Below are 22,397 nucleotides of genomic sequence, written 5' to 3' on the forward strand. Positions count from 1 at the left end.
AACCAATCCGCCGGCCGAAGTCCTTTCGATCCCGGCTTCAGACAAGACCCAAGGCCCGCCTTGTGCGGGTCCGCATACCATTGAGTACGCCATGCAAGACGAAAACATCCCCGAGACCGAAGTCCTGGAAACCGTGGCCACCGTTGAGCCGACGGCCGAGGAAGCGGTCATCGACATCGATTCCGATGAAGGCGACGACAACGCCGAGATCATCGCCGCCATCGCCGAGCTGGGCATCACCCGCATGTCGCTGCAGGAGCTGAAGGAGAAATCCCCGGCCGACCTGGTGGCGCTGGCCGAACGTCTCGAGATCGAGAACGCCAGCTCCATGCGCAAGCAGGACATGATGTTCGGCATTCTGAAGACCCTCGCCGACGAAGGCGTGGAGATCTTCGGCTCCGGCACCATGGAAGTTCTGCAGGATGGCTTCGGCTTCCTGCGCAGTCCGGAAGCCAACTACCTGCCGGGTCCGGACGACATCTATGTGTCCCCGTCTCAGATCCGAAAATTCGGCCTTCGCACCGGCGACAGCGTCGAGGGCGCCATCCGCGCGCCGCGTGAAGGCGAACGCTATTTCGCCCTGACCAGCGTTTCGAAGGTCAATTTCGAGAGCCCGGACAACGTCCGCCACAAGGTCGCCTTCGACAACCTGACCCCGCTCTACCCGGACGAGCGCCTGGTCATGGAGATGCCGGACCCGACCCTGAAGGACCGCTCGGGCCGCGTAATCGACATCGTCGCGCCGCTCGGCAAGGGCCAGCGCTGCCTGATCGTCGCCCCGCCGCGCGTGGGTAAGACGGTGATGCTGCAGAACATCGCCAAGTCGATCGAGACCAATCACCCCGAGTGCTACCTGATCGTTCTGCTGATCGACGAGCGCCCGGAAGAAGTGACCGACATGCAGCGCACGGTGAAGGGCGAGGTCATCGCCTCGACCTTCGACGAGCCGGCCACCCGCCACGTGCAAGTTGCTGAAATGGTTATCGAAAAGGCCAAGCGCCTGGTCGAGCACAAGCGCGATGTCGTGATCCTGCTGGACTCGGTCACCCGTCTTGGCCGGGCGTACAACACGGTGGTGCCGTCGTCCGGCAAGGTGCTGACCGGCGGTGTGGACGCCAACGCCCTGCAACGCCCCAAGCGCTTTTTCGGCGCCGCGCGGAATGTTGAGGAAGGGGGTTCGCTGTCGATCATCGCCACGGCCCTGATCGACACCGGCAGCCGCATGGACGAAGTGATCTTCGAAGAGTTCAAGGGCACGGGTAACTCGGAAATCGTTCTTGATCGGAAAGTGGCTGACAAGCGCATCTTCCCGGCCATCGACGTGCTCAAGTCGGGCACCCGCAAGGAAGAGCTCATCACGCCGAAGGATCAGCTGCAGAAGACCTACGTCCTGCGCCGCATCCTCAACCCCATGGGTGCGTCCGACGCGATCGAGTTCCTGCTCGACAAGCTGCGCCAATCCAAGACCAACGGCGACTTCTTCCAATCCATGAACACCTGATCTAGCCTCCGTTTCGAAAAGAAACGGGGAGCTGATCAGGCATGATCGTGATCTATGGCGGGGGCCGCACGCGGTCTCTGCGCGTCGCCTGGATGGCGGAAGAGATGGGGCTGGATTACGAAATCCGCCCCGTCAGCCTCATGGAGACAAAATCCGACCCGGCGTTCAAGACCTTGAACCCGGCCGGCTTCCTGCCTGTGATGCAGGACGGCGATGTGACCATGATCGAGTCCGTCGCCATGATGGAATACTTGGCGGCGCGCTATGGTCCGACGCCGCTGGTCCCCTCCCCCGAAAATCCCACGTGGGTTCGCTACAAGCAGTTCCTGCATTTCGGGGAGAGTTCGGTGGCGGCGCTGCTGAACATAGCCGTCGGCTCGAAGTTCGCCGCTCCGCTTGAGCATCGCGACAACTGGGGCGCCGCTTTGGCCGTCGACCTGGCCATGGGCCGGAGCTGCATGATCGCCAATCAACTGAAGACCAGCGAGTTCGTCGCTGGCGACGCCTTCACGGCGGCGGACATCTCGGTGTCCTATCCGTTCTTGCTGGCGAAATTTATCGGCTTCCAGGATCGGGTCGATCCGATGATCCAGGACTATGTGGTCAGGCTGAAGGCGCGCCCGGCTTTCGAGCGCGCCCTCGCCCGCAGCAACGAGAAGGCCGCTTAGGCCAAGTTGTTGTTGAAGAACGCCAGGGTGCGGATGTCGGCGACTGCGGCGTCGCTGGCGTCGTAATGTTCGCCTCCTTTTCGCGCAAAGGCGTGGTCGCGGCCTGGATAGGTGTGGATCTCCACCTTGGGGTGGCCTTCCAGCGCTGCGACGATCTTTTCCTGAGCGGGCGGAGGCACGAATTGGTCAGCGCCCGCGATATGCATCAGCAAGGGGGTGCGGATCTGGGCCGCCTCGCTGAGGAGGTTCTCGATACCCACGCCGTAGTAGGAAACCGAAGCATTGATATCGGTCCGGGTCGCCGTCAGGTAGGCGAGCTTCCCGCCGAGGCAGTATCCAACCGCACCGACTCTCCCCGTGGAACCTTCATCCTTGCGTGCAAAGTTAATGGTGGCCTGGATGTCGGCGATCCCCTTGTCGGTGTCGAAGGCGTTCATGAGAGCGAAGGCTTTCTTCCATTCGGCCTCTGACTTGTCGGTGATGTCGACGCCAGGCTCGATCCTCCAGAAGAGATCCGGGCAGATGGCGAGATAGCCGATCGAGGCTAGGCCGTCCGCAATCTCACGCATCACAGCGTTGACGCCGAAGATCTCCTGGATGACGACAACAGCCGGCGATTTTCCGGGGCGATCAGGGCGAGCCACATAGGCGGAGAACTCCCCATCGGGGGTGGCGATCTTCACGGTTTCTGAGGCCATGGGCTCTAGTCTCCTGTCTGTGGTTTGATCCAGCTGCATGGTAAGGCCATGCGGCATAGGGTTTGTGAAGACGGAGCCGGCATGAAGGTCAAGGTCGAAGTGGAATGCACGCCGGAAGAGGCTCGGGCCTTCCTCGGCCTGCCGGATGTGGCCCCGCTCAATGAGAAGCTGGTCGCCGAGATGCAGGCCCGCATGGAGGCCAATATGGCCATGCTGGCGCCGGACGAATTGATGAAGAACTGGATGGCGTTTGGGGTCGGGGCGCAGGATCAGTTCCGCAAGCTGATGACCGCGGCCACCGGCGCCGCCTTCACCGGGGCCACGCCGAAGGAATGAGAGACGGAATTTTCGCTCTCGCCACCGCGCCCGGCCGCGCGGCGGTGGCGGTCGTCCGGCTGTCCGGGTCTCACGTGGGTGAGGCGCTCATCAACCTCGCGGGCGCCCTGCCCGCTCCGCGGCTGGCGACGCTCCGCCGACTAAAGGACGCGGATGGCGCGACGATCGACCAAGCTCTCGTGCTGTGGTTCGAAGGACCGGCCAGCTACACCGGTGAGGACAGCGCCGAGCTCCACCTCCACGGCGGCCGCGCCGTGGTCGAGCGTGTGATGCTGCGGTTGGGTGAGCTGGGGCTGCGCCTCGCCGAGCCTGGCGAGTTCACCCGCCGCGCCTTCGAGAACGGAAAGCTGGACCTAGCCCAGGCCGAGGCGGTGGCGGATCTGGTCGATGCGGAAACTGCCCTTCAGGCGAAGCAGGCCCTCGATCAATTGGGCGGGGCCCTCAGCCGCCGGTACGAGTCATGGCGGGAGTCCTTACTTGAAGCACTGGCCCTGCTCGAGGCGGCGGTTGACTTCCCCGATGAGGACCTTCCAGAGGACGTGGCGGCTCGGGCACATCCGGCTATGACGATGTTGCTCGGGGAGCTGAGGGAGGCACTCGCCGACGCCGAACGCGGGCGGCGTGTGCGCGACGGTTATCGTATCGCCCTGATCGGCGCCCCCAACGCCGGGAAGAGCAGCTTGCTGAACGCGTTGGTCGAGCGCGACGCCGCGATCGTCACCGCCATTCCCGGGACCACCCGAGATGTGGTGGAGGTCCCCCTTGTCCTCGGTGGGTATAAGGTTCTGCTCGCTGATACAGCAGGTGTTCGTAAAACGTCTGACGAGGTTGAGAGCGAAGGGGTGAGGCGCGCGCGTCGCTGGGCGGAGGAAGCCGATCTGCGCTTGTGGGTCGTCGATAGCCACGGTGCGGATAGTGCGTGGCGAGAGGCGCGCGACTTGGTTCGCTCGACCGACCTGCTTCTGATGAATAAGAGCGACCTCCCTGGTCAGGCGCTCGAATTGGAGTTCGAAGGTGAGCGCATCGCGTGTTCCACGTGGAACAGTGCGGATATGGATCACCTTCGAGGCCGGCTGACAGATCGTGTGGTGGATGCGCTCAGTGGGGCGGACTTCCCCGCCGCCACCCGCCTCCGTCACTTGGATAGCCTTGCGGAGGCGCGGGATGCGCTGACCCGCGCCCTGTCCACGAAACCTGAGCTTATTGAGGTGATGGCCGAGGAGGTGCGCCTTGCCGCGCGCGCGCTCGCGAGGGTCACCGGTCGGATCGATCCAGAGGCGGTGCTCGGCAAGGTGTTCAGCAGCTTCTGCATCGGCAAATGATGTTCCACGTGGAACAAGCGCGAGCTTATCCACAGGGCTGTCCCCATCTCTGTTCCACGTGGAACAGTTCGTCGCCTCGACGGTTGCCGGGCCAAGCCCTATATTAGCTCTACGCCCGACAACGTGGGGCGCGCCTCAGATCGCATCGTCATGACCACCCCCCTCCCCGCTTCGTGGGACGTCATTGTTATTGGCGGCGGACACGCCGGCTGCGAAGCCGCTGCGGCGTCGGCCCGGACGGGCGCGCGTACGCTTCTGTTGACTCACAAGCTGGAGACTATCGGCGAGATGTCCTGCAACCCGGCCATTGGTGGCCTGGGCAAGGGGCATCTGGTCCGCGAGATCGACGCCCTGGACGGCCTGATGGGCCGACTGGCTGACGTGGCGGGGATTCAGTTCCGGATGCTCAACGCCTCCAAGGGGCCGGCGGTCCGCGGCCCGCGCTCCCAGATCGACCGTCGCCTTTACCGGGAATCCATGCAGGCGGCTCTGGCCGCCCAGCCTAATCTGGACATCATCGCCGAGGCGGCAGAGGACCTGATCGTCGAGGACGGCCGAGTCGCCGGCGCGATGGGGGGAACGGGTCAGCATTACCTTGCTCCACGTGTGGTGCTGACCACGGGAACCTTCCTTAAGGGGATCATCCATCTCGGGGAGAAGCGCATTCCTGCCGGGCGGGTTGGTGACGCCCCCGCCATCGGTCTTTCGGATCGCCTCTATGGACTTGGCCTGTCCATGGGCCGTCTGAAGACCGGCACCCCGGCACGCCTCGACGGTAAGACCATCGCCTGGGATCGCCTCGAGATGCAGGCGGCTGACGAGACGCCGATCCCCTTCTCCTTCCTGACCGACAAGATTCACGTGCCACAAATTCAGTGCGGCGTGACCTGGACCACGGAAGAGACCCACAAGATCATTGCTGACCGCCTGACGGAGTCGGCGGTCTATGGCGGCCGCATCGAAGGGCGCGGCCCGCGCTATTGCCCGTCCATTGAGGACAAGGTCGTTCGCTTCGCCGATAAGACGGCGCATCAGATCTTCCTGGAGCCCGAAGGCTTGGACGACGACACCGTCTATCCGAACGGTGTCTCCACGTCGGTTTCCGAGGAAACCCAACTGCTGTTCCTGCGGGCGATCCCGGGTCTCGAGAACGTCGAGGTCATCCGCTACGGCTACGCCATCGAATATGACTACGTGGATCCGCGCGAGCTGTTTCCAACCCTGGAAACCAAGGCCCTGCCCGGTCTTTACCTGGCTGGTCAGATCAACGGCACCACGGGTTATGAGGAAGCCGGCGCCCAGGGGTTGGTCGCCGGCCTGAACGCCGCCCGCGCCGCCGCCGGCAAGGAGGCCGTCACCTTCGCCCGGGATGAGGCCTATATTGGCGTAATGATCGATGACCTCGTCACACGTGGGGTCACCGAGCCGTATCGCATGTTCACCAGCCGGGCGGAGTTCCGCCTGACTCTGCGAGCAGACAATGCCGATCAGCGCCTGACTTCGCGCGGCGTGGAGCTGGGCGTCGTCGGTCCGGAGCGGGCCGCGGCCTGGGCGGTCAAGTCGGCAGCTCTCGCCCACGCCCGACAGCGCGCCAAGGAGCTCACCTTCACCCCGGCAGAGGCTCAGCGCGCCGGCTTCAAGGTCGGCCAGGACGGTCAGCGTCGAGGCCTGATCCAGATGCTGGCCTATCCCGACATCAGCTTTGACGACCTGGCCGGCGCCTGGCCGGAGATCGCTGAATGGGCCCCGGCCATTCGTGAGCAGATCGAGATCGATGCGGCCTACGCCGGCTATCTGGATCGCCAGCTTGCCGACGTGGAGGCGTTCCGGCGCGACGAGAACCTGACCCTGCCCGCCGACCTGGATTATGGACAGGTGGGCGGCCTTTCCAACGAGGTGCGCGAGAAGCTCTCCCGCGTCCGCCCCCTTACCCTGGGCCAGGCCGCCCGCATCGAAGGCGTCACTCCTGGCGCGCTCACCGCATTGCTCGCCCATGTCCGCCGTGGCCGTGCAGCTTGATCCCCTGCAGATCGGGGTGACGGATGCGGCAGGCTTCCAGGCCGCGACCGGCGCCAGCGACCGGGCCATGGCCGAACTGCGCCAGTTCCGCGAGCTGCTTGCGGACTGGAACGAGCGCATGAACCTGGTTGGTCCGGCCAGCCTGCCGAACTTCTGGAACCGTCACGCGTGGGACAGCGCCCAGCTGCTGACCTATGCGCCCGAAGCCCGGGTCTGGGCTGACCTCGGCGCCGGCGCCGGCTTGCCCGGCGTGGTGCTGGCGATCCTGCTCAAGGAGCGTGAAGGCGGCCACGTGCACCTGGTGGAGAGCATGGCCAAGCGCTGCCGCTTCCTGTCCGAGGTGGTCTCACAGCTCGATCTTCCGGCGACGATCCACAACGCCCGGGCCGAAGATCTGTCGCTGAAAACCGATATCATCACGGCGCGTGCTTGCGCCCCTCTCGATCGGCTTCTCGGGTATGCCCAGCCCTACTTCAAGAAGGGCGCAACCGCCTTGTTTCTAAAGGGTCAAGATGTTGTGTCCGAGTTGACCCTCGCCTCTAAATATTGGAAATTTAACTCCGACCTGAAGCCCAGTCTCAGCGACCCGCGCGGCTTCGTTCTTCAGGTGAAAGGCCTCTCCAGTGCACGCTCAGTCTGACCCGGCCCTACGCATCCTCGCCATCGCCAACCAGAAGGGCGGCGTCGGTAAGACCACCACCGCCATCAATCTGGGCACGGCGCTCGCCGCCGTCGGCGAACGCGTCCTGCTGATCGACGCGGATCCGCAAGGCAACGCCTCCACCGGTCTTGGCGTGCCGCGCCACCAGCGCAAGTCGACCCTGTACGACGTGCTGATGGGCGAGGCTCCGGCCGGCGAAGTGGCGGTCAAGACCAGCCTTCCCGGCCTGGATCTGATCCCGGCCGATCCGGATCTGTCCGGCGTGGAGCTGGAACTGGGCCAGGCCGCCCGCCGGTCATACCGCCTGCGCGACGCGCTGGAGGTTCTGCGCCGGGCCGGCGACTACACCTATGTGCTGATCGACTGCCCGCCGTCGCTGAACCTGCTGACGGTGAACGCTATGACGGCCGCCGACGCGGTGTTCGTGCCCTTGCAGTGCGAGTTCTTCGCCCTGGAAGGTCTGACGCAGCTGATGCGGACCATCGAATTGGTGCGCGGCAGCCTCAATCCGAAACTGGAGATCCAGGGCGTGGTCCTGACCATGTTCGATCGCCGCAACAGCCTGTCGGAACAGGTGGCCTCCGACGTGCGGGCGCACTTCGGCGACAAGGTCTATGACACCGTGATCCCCCGCAATGTTCGGGTGTCCGAGGCGCCGTCCTTCGGCAAGCCGGTGCTGATCTACGATCTGAAATGCGCGGGCAGCCAAGCCTATCTGAAGCTGGCGCGTGAAGTTGTAAGCCGCGAACGGGCCCGTCAGGCTCAAGTCGCGGCATAGTAGAGCGAACTGAAGGGCGTACTGATGGTTGGGGAAACGACGATGGTCGAAGGACGTCGGGGTCTGGGTCGCGGTCTGTCCGCCCTCCTGGGCGAGGCGGAGACCGCCACGGCCGCGGCTCCGGGCGCGCCGGGCGGCCCCAACGAGGTGTCGATCGAACTGATCCGCCGCAATGCCGACCAGCCGCGCCGTGTCTTCTCCGAAGAACTGCTGGAAGAGCTGTCCGCCTCGATCAAGGAAAAGGGCGTTCTGCAGCCGATCCTGGTGCGTCCGGCTCCGGGCGCCGAGGGCGAATACCAGATCGTCGCCGGCGAACGCCGCTGGCGGGCCGCCCAGCGGGCGGGCCTGCGCTCCATGCCCGTGCTGGTTCGGGACCTGGACGATCTGCAGGTGCTGGAGATCGGCATCGTCGAGAACGTCCAGCGCGCCGACCTGAACGCCGTCGAAGAAGCGCAGTCCTACCGCGCGCTGATGGAGAAGTTCGGCCGCACCCAGGAAGACGTGGCCCACGTCGTCGGCAAGAGCCGCAGCCATGTGGCCAACATCCTGCGTCTGCTGACCCTGCCGGAAGAGGTCCAGAACCTGCTTTCTGAAGGGCTGATCACTGCTGGGCACGCCAAGGCTATCGCCTCGGCCGAGGATCCGGCCGCCCTGGCGCGTCTGGTCATTGAAAAAGGCCTGTCGGTGCGCGAAACCGAAGCCCTGGCCAAGCGCGGCGGCGACATGGGCGCCGAAAACAAGGCCCCCTCGCCCGCCATGCCGCGTGCGCCGCGCGTGAAGGATGCGGACACCCAGGCGCTCGAAGCCGATCTGTCTGATGTGCTCGGTCTGGACGTGGTGATCGATGATCGCGGCGGCGTAGGCGAGCTTCGTGTGCGCTATGCGACCTTGGAGCAGCTCGACGATCTCTGCCGCCGTCTGACCCAAACCTCGCCGGTCGAGGCTTAAAGTCCCAGACGGCGCGCGCGGCCCGCGATCATCAGGGCCAGCCGCTCGGCGATCAGGTAATCCGGAGAGCCGGCCTGCTTGCACAGCCGGTCGGCCTCCAGGACCTCAGGCTGAATGGCGTCGAGGTCCTCCAGCGTCCAGGCGCGGGCCTGTCGCAGGAATTCCCGCTCCTGTTTCCAGAAAACGCCGGCCGCCTTGGCCGCTTCCTGCAGGCCGACGCCGCTCTTGTGCAGGGTGTTGACCCGCCGGAGCTTCGCCAGATGCAGGCTTATGGCGCGTATCGCGGCCGGACCGGTCTCACCCTCGGCCGCTGCGCGCCTCAGGCCGCCCTGAGCAGCGGCCAATTTGGCTCCAAACGCGTCCGAGGCCGCATCAAACAGCGACGCATCGGCCTCAACGCCGAGAAAATCCTGCAAGTCGGCCGCCGTGGCGACAAAGCCGCTGCCGGGTTTGAGGTACAGCGCCAGCCGCTCGATCTCTTGCCTGGCTACGCCGCGCTCCTTGGGCATGCGGCTGACGAAGATATCGAGGGCTTCGCTGTTCAGGCTGACCTTGTCGGCATTGAGGGTGTCGCGCACCAGGCGGGCGATATCGCCGGGCTCGTCCTCGTAACAGGGTATGACCGCGCAGCCGGCGACCTTCTCAGCGGCTTTGCGCAGGGCCGAATCCCGGCCCAGAGCCCCCGCCTCGATCAGGAAGAAGGCGTCCGGATTGAATTTTCCGTCGGCGTGCGGGACCACGGCTTCGGCCGCGGCCTTGTCGGCGCTGGCCTTCTCGCCTAGGCGAAGGCGCACCAGGCGTCGGCCGCCCATCATGGAGATGGCCGACAGCTCGCCCTCCAGCTTTCCACCCTCCCCGTCCAGATCACCGTCCGTGAGCATGGCGACGTCGAACGGATCGTCGAGGTTGGGGGTGATCTTCTTGGCGAGCTGGTCGGCGCGGTCGCGCACCACCCCCCGGTCACGGCCATAGATCACCGCGGCGCGCACGCCGGGCGTCGGCTCCTTCAGGAAACGCTCGATGTCGGGCCGCTTGGAGAGGATCATCGGCCGGTCAGCCGCCTCAACCCTTCTGGCGGGCGAGCCAGGAGGCCAGATCGATCTGGATCTTGCGGGCCACCTCGGCGGCCGCGCGGTCCTGGCCGTCCTGCTGCGCCGCGATGCCGGCGTAGGGCTGGTCGGCGGAGTCGTAGGAGACGACAGCCTGGGCTTGACCCGTGCGCAGGGTGCCGCCCGACGCCTTCTCCACCAACTTATAATTGGCGGTCAGACGCAGTTCGTAGCGGTTGGCGACGTTGTCGACGCGCACGCCGCGCGGATAACGGGCCTCGTCGATGGTCAATTCCAACCGGTAGGCCGCCGGAACCGACAGGTCCCGGGCCATAGCGTCGTCCAGATGTTCGCGCAGCAGATAGGCCGAGCGGCCGTCGGGCACGACCACATCCACCGAAGCCAGGGTCGGAGAGACGCCCGGCGTGGCGTAGAGCGGCGTGAACCCGCAGGCCGAAAGGCCTAGCGACGCGAAAACCAGGGCGGCGACGGCAAGCTTGCGCATCAGCCGACCACGATGTTGACGATGCGGTCCTGCACGACGATCACCTTTCGGACGGTCACGCCCTCAAGGTGCGGCAGGACGCCGGCGTCTTCCAGCGCAATCTTCTTCACATCGTCCTCCGGCGTGCCCGCCTTGACGCGGATCTCGCCACGGCGCTTGCCGTTGATCTGGACCGGCAGGACGCGTTCGTCGTCGGCCGCCAGGGCGGCGTCGGCCACCGGCCAGGGCGCGTCGACCACCATCCCCTGCCCGCCGATGCGGATCCAGCATTCTTCGGCCAGGTGGGGAACGAAGGGCGCGACCAGGCGGGCCAGGATGGCCAGGGCTTCCTTGCGCGCCGCCAGCACGGCGTCGGAAGCGCCCTCGGCCGGCGCGGCCTTCAGGGTGTTGAGGAACTCGTACAGCTTGGCCACGCCGCTGTTGAAGCGGAAGCCCTCGATGGCGCTGGTGACCGCGCCGATCAGCTGGTGGGCGGCTTTCAGCAGCGCCAGGGCCGCGGGATCGTCGCCGATCGGGCCGAAATCGCCTTCCGGTTGGCTGTCGAACTCGTTCCACAGACGATGGGTGAAGCGCCAGGCGCCCTCGACACCGCTGTTGGTCCATTGAACGTCGCGTTCCGGCGGGCTGTCCGACATGACGAACAGGCGGGCGGCGTCCACGCCATAGGCGTCGAAGATGTCCTCCGGCGCCACGACGTTCTTCTTGGACTTGGACATCTTCTCGATGTCGCCGATGACCACGGGCGCGCCGGTGGAGACCTGAACGGCCGAGCGCGTCGCGCCCATGCCGCTGATCTCGACATCGACGGGCTCCAGCCAGGCGCCGGAGCTATCCTTGTAGGTCTCGTGGGTCACCATGCCCTGGGTGAAAAGGCCGGCGAACGGCTCCTCCACCGACAGCAGGCCCTCGTCCTTCAGCGCCTTGGTGATGAACCGAGCATAGAGCAGGTGCAGGACGGCGTGTTCGACGCCGCCGATGTACTGGTCCACCGGCAGCCAGCGATCCGCCGCCGTCTTGTTCACCGGGGCTTCCGCCGTCGGGTCGGCGAAACGGGCGAAGTACCAGGAGCTGTCCACGAAGGTGTCCAGCGTGTCGGTCTCGCGCTCGGCCGTGCCGCCGCAGGTCGGGCAATCGACATGACGCCAGGTCGGATGGCGCAGCAGCGGGTTGCCGGGCTTGTCGAAGCCCACGTCATCAGGCAGGCGCACGGGCAGTTGGTCGTCCGGCACCGGGACCACGCCGCACTTTTCGCAATGGATGACCGGAATCGGGCATCCCCAGTAGCGCTGGCGGGAGACGCCCCAGTCGCGCAGGCGATAAACGGTGGCGCCCTGCCCCCGGTTCTGGCCTTCGATCACCTCGATGGCCTTGACCTTGGCGGACTCGATGTCCAGGCCGTCCAGGAACTGAGAATTGAAGATCGAACCGGGGCCGACATAGGCTTCGGTCCCGACGTCGAAGGTCTTGGGGTCCTCATTCGCGGGCAAAACGACCGGTCGGACCGACAGGCCATACTTGCGGGCGAAGTCCAGGTCGCGCTGGTCATGGGCCGGGCAGCCGAAGATGGCGCCGGTGCCGTAGTCCATCAGGATGAAGTTGGCGATCCAGACCGACAGCTTCTGTTCCGGGTCGAACGGATGGGCCACGGTCAGGCCGGTATCCAGGCCCAGCTTCTCCGCACCTTCGATATCCGCCTCCGAGGTGCCGCCACGGCGGCATTCGGCGATGAAAGCGGCGACCTTCGGATCAGCGGCGGCCAGCTGCTCGGCCAGCGGGTGGTCGGGCGCGATGCCGACGAAGCTGGCGCCGAACAAGGTGTCCGGGCGGGTGGTGTAGACTTCCAGGCCGCTTTCGAAGCCCTTCGGGGCCTCACCGGCGAAATCGAAGCTGAACCGCAGGCCCTTGGACTTGCCGATCCAGTTCTCCTGCATGATGCGGACCTTCTCGGGCCAGCGATCAAGCGTCTTCAAGCCGTCGATCAGACGGTCGGCATAGTCGGTGATGCGCAGGAACCACTGAGTCAGCTTGCGCTTCTCGACCAGGGCGCCGGAGCGCCAGCCGCGGCCGTCGATGACCTGCTCGTTGGCCAGGACGGTCATGTCGACCGGGTCCCAGTTGACGACGCCTTCCTTGCGATAGACCAGGCCGCGCTTCAGCAGCTTTTGGAACCAGCGCTGCTGCTGCCCATAATATTCCGGGTCGCAGGTGGCGAATTCACGGGACCAGTCGATGCTGAGGCCCAGGGCCTTCAGCTGCTCGCGCATGGCGGCGATGTTGTCGTAGGTCCAGCCTTTGGGATGAACGCCCCGCTCCATGGCGGCGTTCTCCGCCGGCATGCCGAAGGCGTCCCAGCCCATGGGATGCAGAACATCGAAACCCTGGGCGCGCTTGTAGCGGGCGACCACGTCGCCCATGGCGTAGTTGCGCACATGGCCCATATGGATGCGGCCCGACGGGTACGGGAACATCTCAAGCACGTAGTACTTCGGCTTGGAGGCGTCCTCACGCGTGCGGAAAACGTCGGCGTCCGCCCAGGCGGCGCGCCACTTGGGCTCGGTTTCTTTCGGGTTGTAGCGGGCCATCAGGCTTTAAATAGGAAGGCCGAAATCAGCCGTTGAGGTTGGCCAGGCGCAGCTGGCGGGCGCGGGTCAGGATGGCGTTCTCGAGGTCGGACTCGGTTTGCGCCGAAGCCGGAGCATCGGCCCAGGCGCCGGCCGCGTCGCGGACCTGCTTGAACACCGTCACGTTCAGGCCGTCGGCGCGAAGTCGGGTGTCGAGGATGTAGACCGTGGTCTTGAAGCGCTCGTTCGGCGCTTCCGGCGCGGTGTACCAATCGGTGATGATCACGCCGCCGTAAGGATCGGCCGAGGCCAGGGGCATGAAGTTCAGGGCGTCGAGCGAGGCGCGCCACAGATAGCCGTTCACGCCGATCTCGGTCTGGGCGGGGCCCGACGAGCCGCGGCCGAAGGGCCAGATGCCCCCGCGCTTCTCACCATAGACCTCGGGGCCCTTGCCGCCGCCGCAGGCTGAAACCAGGGTCAGGCTGGCGATCAGGACGCCGAGCGCGGCGCCGCGCTTCAAAGACCCACGCTCAAGACGCATATTCGTCCGCTCCACTCGATATCTTTGCCGCGCTCTGTTCAAAGCGCGTGCAGCGCCGCCCCCGCGACCGGATCGGGTCTATAACACTCCGGGGCCGCCGCCAAACAGGTTTCGCGTGGCCCCAGCGCCACAGGCGGCTGCTTGAATCATGGTCAGACCACCTTCCAGGGTCGACTCACCGTTGACCCCGTCGTCTTCGCGTCTCAAATGCCAGTTATCAGACCGAACAAGCGGAGCCTTTTTGGGCGAAGCGCGTTCGGTGAAACCGGTAGGGACTAAACGGGTTGTGATGACCGCGAAGCGCGTCTTCTTCGCTGCGGCCGCCACGCTGATCCTCATGGGATCGGCGACGCTGGCCCATGCCGATCAGAAGCGTCCGTCGTCCGCCGTCTCTCCCGACGCCTTCACCGTCCGCGGCGATTTCGACGCCAAGGGCGCGCAGGGCTCGCAGTTCGGCCAGGCCGGCAAGCTGAAGTGGGACGCGAACAAGGGCCGTTGGGGCCTGAAGTTCGACGTCGATCCGTCGCGCGTCCGTCCCACCGCCGATGTCGAGGCCGGCGCCTACTTCAAGGTGACCCCGTCCCTGCGCGTCGGCGGCGCCGTCGGTCTGGGCCAGCCGGACCAGGACAACGCCATGATGCGCAAGTCCCGCGAAGAGCCGGCGCCGCGCGTCCGCCTCGAGACCGCTTTGAAGTTCTAGTCGGCCAGACCGCCGACCGCGGCGACCCCTGCTGCTCCGCTGCCTTCCAATTCTCCAACCGTTTCAACCGTGACGCCGCCCAGGGCGTAGACGGGGATTTTCGCTGTGTGGACCATGGCGCTGAACCGCTGCACGCTCAGAGGCGCGCCGGCGGAGGGGCTGAGGCTCGGAAATACCGGGGAGACGACAGCGGCGTCGACGTCCTGGGCTGCGGCCAGGGCGGCTTCCGCGTGCGCGGCGGCGGTGATCAGCCAGTGCGGATGGGCCTGGCGAAGCCGTGAGGCCTCCTGAACGAGCCGTTCCGGCAGGTGGACGCCGTCAGCCTCGACCTTCGCCGCCAATTCCGCGTCCGCGCCGATCAGCAGCTTCAGGCCGTGCTTCTGTGTCAGGACCCGCAGATGTTCCGCCTGCTCCAGCGCATCCGCCGCGCCGAACAGGCGCAACACCACCGCCGATCCGGCCGGCAGGCGTCGGGCGATCGCCGCTGGATCGGGCGTACGCTGCGGGTCTGTGAAGAACAGCAGCGGCGGAAGGGGCTTTTTCAGGCCGGCGGCGCGGTTAAGCTGCGCCGCCGCTTCGGCCAGGACCTGAAGACTCATCGACCCATGCCCCAAGCTCTCGACGACATCCGCGCCCGCATCGCCGCCGCCGCCGAGGCGTCCGGACGTGGTCCGGCGTCCGTGGAGCTGGTGGCGGTGTCCAAGACCCAGGAGTGGTCGGTCGTCGAGCCTGTTCTGACCGCCGGCCAGAAGGTTTTTGGCGAAAACCGGGTGCAGGAGGCCATGAGCCGCTGGACCGAGCGTCGGGCGGAGATCGAGTTGAGGCTGATCGGACCCCTGCAAAGCAACAAGACCCGTGAGGCCGTGTCTTTCTTCGACGTCATCGAGACGGTGGATCGCGACAAGTTGGCGCGCGCCCTGGCGGACGAGGCGCAGCGGATCGGCAAGCTGCCGCGCCTGTTCGTGCAGGTGAACACCGGCGAGGAAGAGCAGAAGGCGGGGATCATCCCGACCGAGGCGGACGCCTTCATCGCCCGCTGCCGGGGCGAATACGGCCTGACCATCGAGGGGTTGATGTGCATCCCGCCCGCCGATGTCCCGCCGGGGCCGCATTTCGCCCTGTTGCGCAAGATCGCCGAGCGCAACGGCCTGTCGAAGCTGTCCATGGGCATGAGCGGCGACTTCGAGACGGCGGTCCGCTTCGGCGCCACCTCGGTCCGCGTGGGCTCGGCCCTGTTCGGCGCGCGCACCTGAGGCTCAGTCCCTGACGATGGCGACGGCCGAACCCGGCGTCGCCAGGTGCAGCAGGGCTTCCAGATCGGGGCGGGCGAGGGCGACGCAGCCCTCGGTGGGGTCATAATTGTCCCGCGCCAGGTGCAGGAAGATCGCTGATCCGAGCCCTGGGACCACCGGGTCGTCATTGTGCGCCAGCACACCGACGAGATCGTATACATGATCCTCCCGCCACATGCGCTCGGCGCTGGCGGGGTAGGGCAGGGCGACCATCTGGTTGTAGAGCGGGTCGGACGGGGCGTCGCACCAGCCGTCCATCTGAGTAATCGGCGCGACGGGCAAGGCGGTTCCTGGCCCGTGCGGATAGACGTCAGGGCGATAGAGAACCTTGCGGATCGTCCAGGTCCCCAGGGGGCTGGCGCCGTCGCCCTCACGTTTTTCGTCCGCCGGCAGCACGCCGCCCTTGCCCAGGGCGCAGCGCACGATGCGGTCGCCAAGCTGCAATCGGCCGTCGGCATGGGCGGTGAAGATCATCGCTTCGCTCATTCCCGCATCATGCCCGCTTGCTTCGACTTGGCGAAGGGGGCCTGACCGGTGCATGTTCACCAACATGCCGCAACGCAAGACTCTGCTGCTCATCGACGACGACAACGACCTGCGCGGAGCGCTGGCCGAACAGATCCAGCTCCACGAGGAGTTCGCCGCCGTCCAGGCCGACAACGCGACCGACGGCGTGCGTCTGGCCAAGGAGGTGCGGCCGGACCTGATCCTGCTCGACGTCGACCTGCCCGACATGGACGGGCGCGAGGCCTGCCGCCTGATGCGCAAGGGCGGTGTCACTGCTCCGGTGATCATGCTCACCGCCGCCGCCACGGACTCCGATCAGATTCTGGGCCTTGAGTCGGGCGCCAACGACTACATCATCAAGCCCTTCCGCTTCGGGGTGCTGCTGGCCCGCATCCGCGCCCAGCTGCGCAGCCACGAACAGTCGGAAGACGCCATGTTCCGGGTCGGGCCGTACGAATTCCGACCCTCGACCAAGCTGCTCCTCGACGACAAGGGCAAGAAGATCCGCCTGACGGAGAAGGAGACCAAGATCCTCAAGTATCTCTACCGCGCCGGCGGCAAGCCCGTGCCGCGCGACGAGCTGCTCACCGAGGTCTGGGGCTACAACGCCGAGGTCACCACCCACACGCTGGAGACGCACGTCTATCGTCTGCGACAGAAGATCGAGACTGATCCCGGCGCGGCGCGGATCCTGGTGACGGGCCCCGGCGGCTACCGGCTGCAGCCGTAGGCGCTCGTCCTAGATCTGAAAATCGGCGCTGACAGGGGCGTGGTCGCTGGGGCGCTCCCATTCGCGCACGTCGTCGTGGACTTTCGACACGACCTTGCCGGTGGCGAAGGCGGCTTCGCGCAGGCCGGGGCTGGCCAGGATGTGGTCAAGGCGCAGGCCGCGGTTGGACTTGCGGAAGTCGGCGGCGCGATAGCTCCACCAGGAATATAGCTTCTGCGGCTCGGGCACGGCTTCGCGCGGCAGGTCGATGAAGCCGAGCGAGGCCTTCAGCCCCTCCATGGCCTCGACCTCCACAGGCGTGTGGCTGACGATCCGCGACATCTGCTTGTGGCTCCAGACGTCGTTCTCCCCGGGGGCGACGTTCAGATCGCCGGTGAGGATCAGCGGCGCCTTGGGGTCGCGGCGCTTCATCTCGGCGGTGAGCTTTTCGTAGAAGTCGAGCTTGTGGTCGAACTTCGGGTTCACCGTCCGGTCAGGGACGTCGCCCCCGGCCGGAATGTAGAAGTTCTGGATCTCGATCCCCGCCACCTTGGCCGAGACGCAGCGGGCGTGGCCCTCGCGGCAGACGCTGAGCGGCTGGGCATCCTCGATCGGCAGGCGCGAGGCGATGGCCACCCCATGCCAGCCTTTCTGGCCGGCGATCTTCAGGTGCGGGAAGCCGATGGCCTCGAAGGCGGCCCGGGGAAACTCGCCCTCCTGGCACTTGATCTCCTGCATGGCGATGACATCGGGCGCCGCCTCATCCACGAAGCGCGCCACCTGCTCCATGCGCAGGCGGACGGAATTGACGTTCCAAGTGACCAATCGAAGCCGCATTCGGCGGACCTACGCGGTTTGCGGGCAAAAGAAAACGCCTGGACGAAGAGGGCTGCGTCCAGGCGTCAAAGTCGTATCTCTCTCATGCCGCAGCCGGGAGGGGATAAGACCGGCACGGTCCAGCGTCTCGAAGGTCCATCGCGACGCCTATGTGCCAAAATAGCCACGGCAAAACTTAAAAGCAATAAGCGACAGTTAGTTTCTTGATTGTTGTGATTATGTCACAAATCAGGGGCGGCCGCCGCGCTTGGTGCGGGGATCCTTCAGAACAAAGGTCCCGGCCGGGAAGGCGCCGGCGGGTGAAAGCTCGGTCAGGCGCAGGCGGGTGGCCGAGCCGCGGGCGTCGGTGATCGTCCAGCCGATCAGCTGCATGGGCGATTCCGAGAAGTTCAGAGTGATCTCGCCGCGCGTCTCCTTGCGGGTGTCGGCGGCGGTGATCGAGAAGCCCTCGGCCAGGCGCGAGACGCGGACGACCCGCACGCCGCGGTCCAGGCGGATTTCACGCGCCAGGAACAGGGCCAGGGGCGTGGCCTTCAGCGGATAGCCGTCAAAGGTCTTCAGCCGGCTGTCCGAGACATAGACATAGGCGCCGTCCGAAACCACGGTCAGGCCCGACGGTGCGTCATACTCGAAGCGCGCCTTGCCGGGGCGCTGCAGATAGATCGTGCCCTGGGTGCTGACATTGCGGCTGTCGGTCTGGACGAAGCGGCCCTTGGCGGTGCGCAGGCCGGACAGATAGGCCACGGCCTTGTCCACCAAGGCCTGGTCGGCGGCCGACAGTGCGGGCGGGGCGGCGAGGGCGAGGCTGGGCGCGAGGCCCGCCACGGCGGCGAACGCCAGCAGATCGCGGCGATTGGTCATTCTTCTGTTCTCCTTGGCGACGACCCTGTCGCGCCATTTCGGCGTCAGCAAGGCCGCTGCATGTCAGGTTTGGAACAGGCCGTAACGCGCGAGCCAAGGCGAAGCTTCATCGCCGCGCCGCTTTTCCGCTACAGGGCAGGGGGCGGCGGAGCCAGAATCTCGCGCTTGCCGGCGTGGTTCGCCGCGCCGACGACGCCTTCCTTCTCCATCCGCTCCATCAGAGAGGCAGCGCGGTTGTAGCCGATCTGCAGGCGGCGCTGGATGTAGCTGGTGGAGGCCTTGCGGTCGCGGGTGACCACGGCCACGGCGTGGTCGTACAGGTCGTTGGCCCCGCCCTCGCCGGCGAAGGCGCCCTCGATGGCCTCGGCGTCCTCATCCTCGCCGCCGGCGGTGACCTCTTCCAGGTACTGCGGCGTGCCTTGCGAGCGGAGAAACTTGGCGACCTCCTCCACCTCGTTGTCGCCCACGAAGGGGCCGTGCAGGCGGGTGATGCGGCCGCCGCCGGCCATGTAGAGCATGTCGCCCTGGCCCAGCAGCTGTTCGGCGCCCTGTTCGCCCAGGATGGTGCGGGCGTCGATCTTCGAGGTGACCTGGAAGCTGATCCGGGTCGGGAAGTTGGCCTTGATGGTGCCGGTGATGACGTCCACCGACGGGCGCTGGGTGGCCATGATCAGGTGGATGCCGGCGGCGCGGGCCATCTGGGCCAGACGCTGCACGGCGCCTTCGATGTCCTTGCCCGCCACCAGCATCAGGTCGGCCACCTCGTCGATGACCACGACCAGATAGGGCATGGGCTCGGGGCTCAGCTTCTCGGTCTCGTAGATCGGGCGGCCGGCTTCGTCGAAACCGGTCTGGACGGTGCGCTCGAAGTGTTCGCCCTTGGCCTTGGCCTCGTTGGCGCGCTCGTTGTAGCCGGCCACGTTGCGCACGCCGATCTTGGACATGCGGCGATAGCGGTCCTCCATCTCGCGCACGGTCCATTTGAGCGCGACGATGGCCTTCTTGGGATCGGTCACCACCGGCGCCAGCAGGTGCGGGATGCCGTCATAGACGCTGAGCTCCAGCATCTTCGGGTCGATCATGATGAACCGGCACTTGTCCGGCGGCAGGCGGTACAGGATCGACAGGATCATGGCGTTGACCCCCACCGACTTGCCCGAGCCGGTCGTGCCGGCGATCAGCAGGTGGGGCATCTTGGCCAGGTCGGCGATGTAGGGTTCGCCGCCGATGGTCTCGCCCAGGGCCATGGGCAGGGCCTGGCCGGCCTTCTCGTAGTCGCTGCTCGACAGCAGGTCGCGCAGATAGACGGTCTCGCGCTTCTGGTTCGGCAGTTCGATGCCGATGGCGTTGCGGCCCGGCACCACGCTGACGCGGCAGGCGGCCACGCTCATGGAGCGGGCGATGTCGTCCGACAGGGCCACCACGCGGGCGCTTTTCACCCCGGCGGCGGGGACCAGTTCGTAGAGGGTGACCACCGGGCCGGGGCGGATCTGGTCGATCTGGCCCTTCACGCCGAACTCGGCCAGCACGCTTTCCAGCAGACGGGCGTTCTGGCGCAGGGAGCCTTCGTCCACCGCCGAGGCGCGGGGCTTGGGCTTGGTCAGCATGGCCAATTCGGGAAGCTGGAAGCCGCCCGGCTGCACGAAATCGAAGGTCTTCTGCTTCTCCCGCACCTCGCGGCCGGAATCCTTCGGCGTGGGCTTGGGCTGCTTGATCGACAGGGGGCGGGAATCCACCGGATCGGCGACGATAGGGCCGTCCTCGTCCTCATCGTCGTCCGCGGCGATGCTGATCGGCTCAGGCGCGCGGCGGGGCTTGCGTTCCGGGCGCGGAGGGGCGCTGCGCGGGTCGGGAGCGCGGCGCTCCTCGACCTCTTCATTGCGGCGCTGCATCTGCTCGCCGACCCAGGCGGCGGAGGCGGCAAGGTCCAGGCGGCGCAGGCCGATGGCGTAGCCGACGCCGACAGCGCCAAGCACACCCAGCAGGATGCCGGCGATCACGGTGGCGCCGGGCAGGCGCGCGAAGCTCAGCAGGCCCGCCAGGCCATGCAGCAGGCCGTCGCCCCAAAAGCCACCCAGGCCCTTGGCCAGGGGCCAGCCCGAAGGCGGGCTCGGCAGGGCCAAGAGGCCGCCGAGGGCCAGCAGGCCCAGGACGCCGACCAGAGCCCGGATGCGGGTCGACTTGCGCGACAGGTCCGGCTCCTGATCGGCGACGCGCGACAGGCCGAAGATCACCATCATCAGGCCGGCGCCCCAGGCGGCCAGACCCAGGGATTGCATGAAGATGTCGGCCAGGGTCGCGCCCACGCCGCCCAGGGCGTTGCCCGGCGCGCCGCCGGTGGCGGCGTTCCAGCTGGGATCAGCGGCGTCGTAGGTGGCCACGGCCAGAACCAGCGCCACGCCGGCTGCGGTCACCAGGCCGCCCCGGAAACGGGCCGTGAACGGCGCGCTCCAGCCCGCCTTGGCCGCGTCCCAGGCCAGTTCGCCGATCGTGCGTCGCGCCGCCCGCGCCATGTCGCCCCTCAACAGTTCGAAGTCGTCCTCAAACCTTGTTCTGCCCCCACGAAGGTTAAGGGGCGTTTACGATGATCGGGCCGTCTGGACTTATCCCCGCCTGAGCGCGCATATCGCCCCCATGGCTGATCCATTTGATGCGGACGTGATCGTCGCCGGCGCGGGCATGGCCGGCGCCACCCTGGGCCTGGCGCTCGCCAGCGCGGGCCTGAGCTCGATCCTGGTGGACCCGCAGCCATTCGAGGATCAGCTGGCGCCGACCTTCGACGGCCGCTCCTCGGCCATCGCCTTTGCCTCGTTCCGGCAGTGGAAGACCATCGGGGTGGGCGAGGCAATGGAGCCGCACGCCCAACGCATCGAACAGATCCTGGTCACTGACGGCCGCGCCCCGGGGGCGGGAGCCGGCCCGGCTCACCTGTCCCATTCGGCCTATCTGCGGTTTGACGCTTCGGAGATCGCCGACCGGGTGGAGGGCGAGCCCCTCGGCTATATGCTGGAGAACCGCCAGACGCGGGCCGCCCTGTCGGCGGCGGTACTGAAGAATCCGCTGATCCAGGTGATCGCGCCGGAAAGCGTAGCGGGCCTGTCCATGGAAGGCGGCGGCGCGACTGTCGCGCTGGGAAGCGGCAAGACGCTGCGCGCGCCCCTGGTGGTTGGCGCCGAGGGCCGGGGGTCGGTGATCCGCCGCGAGGCGGGCATCGGCACCGTCGGCTGGGGCTATGGCCAGTCCGGCGTGGTGGCGACGGTGAAGCTGGAGCGGCCGCACGAGGGCGTGGCGCACGAATATTTCCTGCCGGGCGGCCCCTTCGCCATACTGCCGCTGACCGAGAACCGCGCCAGCCTGGTCTGGACCGAGAAGACGGCGCGGGGCGACGCCCTGAAGGCCTCCGGCCCCGAAGCGCTGCACGCTTTCCTGAACCGCCGGTTCGGGGATTTCCTCGGCCGGGTGGAGATCGCCGGTCCGACCTTCGTCTATCCGCTGTCGCTGTCTCTTGCCGAACGCTTGGCCGCGCCGCGCGTGGCCCTGCTGGGCGACGCCGCCCACGGCATTCACCCCATTGCGGGCCAGGGGCTGAATCTGGGCCTGAAGGATGTCGCCGCCCTGGCCGAGGTGCTGGTGGAGGCGGTGCGCGCGGGCGAGGACATCGGCTCCCTGGCCGTGCTCGACCGCTACGCTCGCTGGCGCCGATTCGACAACGCCATGATCGCGGCCTCGTCGGACGCCTTCGTGCGGCTGTTCTCCAACGATGATCCGCTGCTGCGCTTCGTGCGCGGTGCGGGCATGGCGGTGGTCAACCGCATCGGCCCGGCCCGCCGCTTCTTCATGGAGGAAGCCGGCGGCGCGGTGGGCGACACGCCCCGCCTGCTGCGCGGCGAAGCGCTTTAGCGGC

Annotated in this window: 22 protein-coding genes; 12 read left to right on the top strand and 10 right to left on the bottom strand. The window is 66.7% G+C overall.

What is annotated here, in order from left to right; all coding sequences use genetic code 11:
- Positions 1 to 91 precede the first annotated feature (91 nt).
- Entirely contained in the window at positions 92 to 1,501 is a 1,410-nt protein-coding gene (gene rho / locus P7B02_RS08250; RefSeq protein ID WP_277785842.1) for a transcription termination factor Rho, read from the top strand.
- A gap of 41 nt (positions 1,502 to 1,542) precedes the next feature.
- Entirely contained in the window at positions 1,543 to 2,169 is a 627-nt protein-coding gene (locus tag P7B02_RS08255; protein WP_277785843.1) for a glutathione S-transferase family protein, read from the top strand.
- Here P7B02_RS08255 and P7B02_RS08260 read toward each other — a convergent pair.
- Positions 2,166 to 2,867, bottom strand: a complete 702-nt coding sequence (locus P7B02_RS08260; protein WP_277785844.1) for a dienelactone hydrolase family protein — start codon at positions 2,865 to 2,867, stop codon at positions 2,166 to 2,168. The genes P7B02_RS08255 and P7B02_RS08260 overlap by 4 nt on opposite strands.
- A gap of 81 nt (positions 2,868 to 2,948) precedes the next feature.
- Between P7B02_RS08260 and P7B02_RS08265 the strand changes: the two genes are divergently transcribed.
- The 6 genes from P7B02_RS08265 to P7B02_RS08290 all read left to right on the top strand — a co-directional run bounded on the left by P7B02_RS08265 (position 2,949) and on the right by P7B02_RS08290 (position 8,931).
- Positions 2,949 to 3,203 carry a DUF6489 family protein gene (locus P7B02_RS08265; RefSeq protein WP_277785845.1) on the top strand — a complete coding sequence of 85 codons (255 nt, stop codon included), beginning with the start codon at positions 2,949 to 2,951 and terminating at the stop codon, positions 3,201 to 3,203.
- Positions 3,200 to 4,525: a tRNA uridine-5-carboxymethylaminomethyl(34) synthesis GTPase MnmE gene (gene mnmE, locus P7B02_RS08270; protein WP_277785846.1), complete on the top strand. Its 1,326-nt coding sequence runs from the start codon at positions 3,200 to 3,202 to the stop codon at positions 4,523 to 4,525. Before P7B02_RS08265 ends, mnmE begins: the two co-directional genes overlap by 4 nt.
- 150 nt (positions 4,526 to 4,675) lie before the next feature.
- Positions 4,676 to 6,544 carry a tRNA uridine-5-carboxymethylaminomethyl(34) synthesis enzyme MnmG gene (gene mnmG / locus P7B02_RS08275; protein ID WP_277785847.1) on the top strand — a complete coding sequence of 623 codons (1,869 nt, stop codon included), beginning with the start codon at positions 4,676 to 4,678 and terminating at the stop codon, positions 6,542 to 6,544.
- The gene (gene rsmG, locus P7B02_RS08280) at positions 6,519 to 7,184 is read left to right on the top strand and encodes a 16S rRNA (guanine(527)-N(7))-methyltransferase RsmG (protein ID WP_277785848.1); all 666 of its coding nucleotides are present in this window, start codon (positions 6,519 to 6,521) and stop codon (positions 7,182 to 7,184) included. The genes mnmG and rsmG overlap by 26 nt, the downstream gene beginning before the upstream one ends.
- On the top strand, positions 7,168 to 7,983 hold the full coding sequence (locus tag P7B02_RS08285; protein WP_277785849.1) for a ParA family protein: 816 nt from the start codon (positions 7,168 to 7,170) through the stop codon (positions 7,981 to 7,983). Before rsmG ends, P7B02_RS08285 begins: the two co-directional genes overlap by 17 nt.
- Positions 7,984 to 8,025: 42 nt before the next feature.
- Positions 8,026 to 8,931 carry a ParB/RepB/Spo0J family partition protein gene (locus P7B02_RS08290; RefSeq protein ID WP_277785850.1) on the top strand — a complete coding sequence of 302 codons (906 nt, stop codon included), beginning with the start codon at positions 8,026 to 8,028 and terminating at the stop codon, positions 8,929 to 8,931.
- Here P7B02_RS08290 and holA read toward each other — a convergent pair.
- From holA to P7B02_RS08310, 4 genes are read right to left on the bottom strand one after another with little or no spacing between them, the layout of a single operon-like run.
- Positions 8,928 to 9,977 carry a DNA polymerase III subunit delta gene (holA, locus tag P7B02_RS08295; protein WP_277785851.1) on the bottom strand — a complete coding sequence of 350 codons (1,050 nt, stop codon included), beginning with the start codon at positions 9,975 to 9,977 and terminating at the stop codon, positions 8,928 to 8,930. The genes P7B02_RS08290 and holA overlap by 4 nt on opposite strands.
- A gap of 16 nt (positions 9,978 to 9,993) precedes the next feature.
- Positions 9,994 to 10,485, bottom strand: coding sequence for an LPS assembly lipoprotein LptE (lptE, locus tag P7B02_RS08300; protein WP_277785852.1), 492 nt, complete (start codon positions 10,483 to 10,485; stop codon positions 9,994 to 9,996).
- Positions 10,485 to 13,067, bottom strand: coding sequence for a leucine--tRNA ligase (gene leuS, locus P7B02_RS08305; protein ID WP_277785853.1), 2,583 nt, complete (start codon positions 13,065 to 13,067; stop codon positions 10,485 to 10,487). Before leuS ends, lptE begins: the two co-directional genes overlap by 1 nt.
- Before the next feature lie 25 nt (positions 13,068 to 13,092).
- A complete protein-coding gene (locus tag P7B02_RS08310; protein ID WP_277785854.1) occupies positions 13,093 to 13,587 on the bottom strand; it encodes a DUF3576 domain-containing protein in 495 nt (164 codons plus the stop codon).
- Positions 13,588 to 13,876: 289 nt separating this feature from the next.
- Between P7B02_RS08310 and P7B02_RS08315 the strand changes: the two genes are divergently transcribed.
- Complete coding sequence (locus P7B02_RS08315) at positions 13,877 to 14,287, top strand: NtrZ family periplasmic regulatory protein (protein WP_277785855.1); 411 nt, start codon at positions 13,877 to 13,879, stop codon at positions 14,285 to 14,287.
- Here P7B02_RS08315 and P7B02_RS08320 read toward each other — a convergent pair.
- Positions 14,284 to 14,886: a thiamine phosphate synthase gene (locus P7B02_RS08320; protein WP_277785856.1), complete on the bottom strand. Its 603-nt coding sequence runs from the start codon at positions 14,884 to 14,886 to the stop codon at positions 14,284 to 14,286. The genes P7B02_RS08315 and P7B02_RS08320 overlap by 4 nt on opposite strands.
- A gap of 6 nt (positions 14,887 to 14,892) precedes the next feature.
- Between P7B02_RS08320 and P7B02_RS08325 the strand changes: the two genes are divergently transcribed.
- Positions 14,893 to 15,540, top strand: a complete 648-nt coding sequence (locus tag P7B02_RS08325; protein ID WP_277785857.1) for a YggS family pyridoxal phosphate-dependent enzyme — start codon at positions 14,893 to 14,895, stop codon at positions 15,538 to 15,540.
- Between the two features lie 3 nt (positions 15,541 to 15,543).
- On the opposite strand, the gene P7B02_RS08330 is transcribed toward P7B02_RS08325, so the two are convergent.
- On the bottom strand, positions 15,544 to 16,053 hold the full coding sequence (locus P7B02_RS08330; protein ID WP_277786011.1) for a L,D-transpeptidase family protein: 510 nt from the start codon (positions 16,051 to 16,053) through the stop codon (positions 15,544 to 15,546).
- Positions 16,054 to 16,129: 76 nt separating this feature from the next.
- On the opposite strand from P7B02_RS08330, the gene P7B02_RS08335 reads away from it, so the two are divergent.
- Positions 16,130 to 16,816, top strand: coding sequence for a response regulator transcription factor (locus P7B02_RS08335; protein WP_269717118.1), 687 nt, complete (start codon positions 16,130 to 16,132; stop codon positions 16,814 to 16,816).
- Positions 16,817 to 16,825: 9 nt separating this feature from the next.
- Here P7B02_RS08335 and xth read toward each other — a convergent pair whose 3' ends face one another.
- The 3 genes from xth to P7B02_RS08350 all read right to left on the bottom strand — a co-directional run bounded on the left by xth (position 16,826) and on the right by P7B02_RS08350 (position 21,006).
- A complete protein-coding gene (xth, locus tag P7B02_RS08340) occupies positions 16,826 to 17,632 on the bottom strand; it encodes an exodeoxyribonuclease III (RefSeq protein ID WP_277785858.1) in 807 nt (268 codons plus the stop codon).
- 228 nt (positions 17,633 to 17,860) lie between these two features.
- Positions 17,861 to 18,493, bottom strand: coding sequence for a LolA family protein (locus P7B02_RS08345; protein WP_277785859.1), 633 nt, complete (start codon positions 18,491 to 18,493; stop codon positions 17,861 to 17,863).
- 128 nt (positions 18,494 to 18,621) lie between these two features.
- Positions 18,622 to 21,006: an FtsK/SpoIIIE family DNA translocase gene (locus tag P7B02_RS08350; RefSeq protein ID WP_277785860.1), complete on the bottom strand. Its 2,385-nt coding sequence runs from the start codon at positions 21,004 to 21,006 to the stop codon at positions 18,622 to 18,624.
- A 121-nt stretch (positions 21,007 to 21,127) separates the two neighbouring features.
- On the opposite strand from P7B02_RS08350, the gene P7B02_RS08355 reads away from it, so the two are divergent.
- Positions 21,128 to 22,393, top strand: a complete 1,266-nt coding sequence (locus P7B02_RS08355) for a UbiH/UbiF/VisC/COQ6 family ubiquinone biosynthesis hydroxylase (protein ID WP_277785861.1) — start codon at positions 21,128 to 21,130, stop codon at positions 22,391 to 22,393.
- The last annotated feature ends 4 nt before the right edge of the window (positions 22,394 to 22,397 follow it).

This window comes from Caulobacter segnis (genome assembly GCF_029543125.1).
Taxonomy (GTDB): domain Bacteria; phylum Pseudomonadota; class Alphaproteobacteria; order Caulobacterales; family Caulobacteraceae; genus Caulobacter; species Caulobacter segnis_D.

What these genes read in the sequence shown, in the direction of transcription:
- rho (WP_277785842.1), top strand. Translation starts at nt 92, where the DNA reads ATGCAAGACGAAAACATCCCCGAGACCGAAGTCCTGGAAACCGTGGCC.
- P7B02_RS08255 (WP_277785843.1), top strand. Translation starts at nt 1,543, where the DNA reads ATGATCGTGATCTATGGCGGGGGCCGCACGCGGTCTCTGCGCGTCGCC.
- P7B02_RS08260 (WP_277785844.1), bottom strand. Translation starts at nt 2,867, where the DNA reads ATGGCCTCAGAAACCGTGAAGATCGCCACCCCCGATGGGGAGTTCTCC.
- P7B02_RS08265 (WP_277785845.1), top strand. Translation starts at nt 2,949, where the DNA reads ATGAAGGTCAAGGTCGAAGTGGAATGCACGCCGGAAGAGGCTCGGGCC.
- mnmE (WP_277785846.1), top strand. Translation starts at nt 3,200, where the DNA reads ATGAGAGACGGAATTTTCGCTCTCGCCACCGCGCCCGGCCGCGCGGCG.
- mnmG (WP_277785847.1), top strand. Translation starts at nt 4,676, where the DNA reads ATGACCACCCCCCTCCCCGCTTCGTGGGACGTCATTGTTATTGGCGGC.
- rsmG (WP_277785848.1), top strand. Translation starts at nt 6,519, where the DNA reads ATGTCCGCCGTGGCCGTGCAGCTTGATCCCCTGCAGATCGGGGTGACG.
- P7B02_RS08290 (WP_277785850.1), top strand. Translation starts at nt 8,026, where the DNA reads ATGGTCGAAGGACGTCGGGGTCTGGGTCGCGGTCTGTCCGCCCTCCTG.
- holA (WP_277785851.1), bottom strand. Translation starts at nt 9,977, where the DNA reads ATGATCCTCTCCAAGCGGCCCGACATCGAGCGTTTCCTGAAGGAGCCG.
- lptE (WP_277785852.1), bottom strand. Translation starts at nt 10,485, where the DNA reads ATGCGCAAGCTTGCCGTCGCCGCCCTGGTTTTCGCGTCGCTAGGCCTT.
- leuS (WP_277785853.1), bottom strand. Translation starts at nt 13,067, where the DNA reads ATGGCCCGCTACAACCCGAAAGAAACCGAGCCCAAGTGGCGCGCCGCC.
- P7B02_RS08310 (WP_277785854.1), bottom strand. Translation starts at nt 13,587, where the DNA reads ATGCGTCTTGAGCGTGGGTCTTTGAAGCGCGGCGCCGCGCTCGGCGTC.
- P7B02_RS08315 (WP_277785855.1), top strand. Translation starts at nt 13,877, where the DNA reads ATGACCGCGAAGCGCGTCTTCTTCGCTGCGGCCGCCACGCTGATCCTC.
- P7B02_RS08320 (WP_277785856.1), bottom strand. Translation starts at nt 14,886, where the DNA reads ATGAGTCTTCAGGTCCTGGCCGAAGCGGCGGCGCAGCTTAACCGCGCC.
- P7B02_RS08325 (WP_277785857.1), top strand. Translation starts at nt 14,893, where the DNA reads ATGCCCCAAGCTCTCGACGACATCCGCGCCCGCATCGCCGCCGCCGCC.
- P7B02_RS08330 (WP_277786011.1), bottom strand. Translation starts at nt 16,053, where the DNA reads ATGATCTTCACCGCCCATGCCGACGGCCGATTGCAGCTTGGCGACCGC.
- P7B02_RS08335 (WP_269717118.1), top strand. Translation starts at nt 16,130, where the DNA reads ATGCCGCAACGCAAGACTCTGCTGCTCATCGACGACGACAACGACCTG.
- xth (WP_277785858.1), bottom strand. Translation starts at nt 17,632, where the DNA reads ATGCGGCTTCGATTGGTCACTTGGAACGTCAATTCCGTCCGCCTGCGC.
- P7B02_RS08345 (WP_277785859.1), bottom strand. Translation starts at nt 18,493, where the DNA reads ATGACCAATCGCCGCGATCTGCTGGCGTTCGCCGCCGTGGCGGGCCTC.
- P7B02_RS08350 (WP_277785860.1), bottom strand. Translation starts at nt 21,006, where the DNA reads ATGGCGCGGGCGGCGCGACGCACGATCGGCGAACTGGCCTGGGACGCG.
- P7B02_RS08355 (WP_277785861.1), top strand. Translation starts at nt 21,128, where the DNA reads ATGGCTGATCCATTTGATGCGGACGTGATCGTCGCCGGCGCGGGCATG.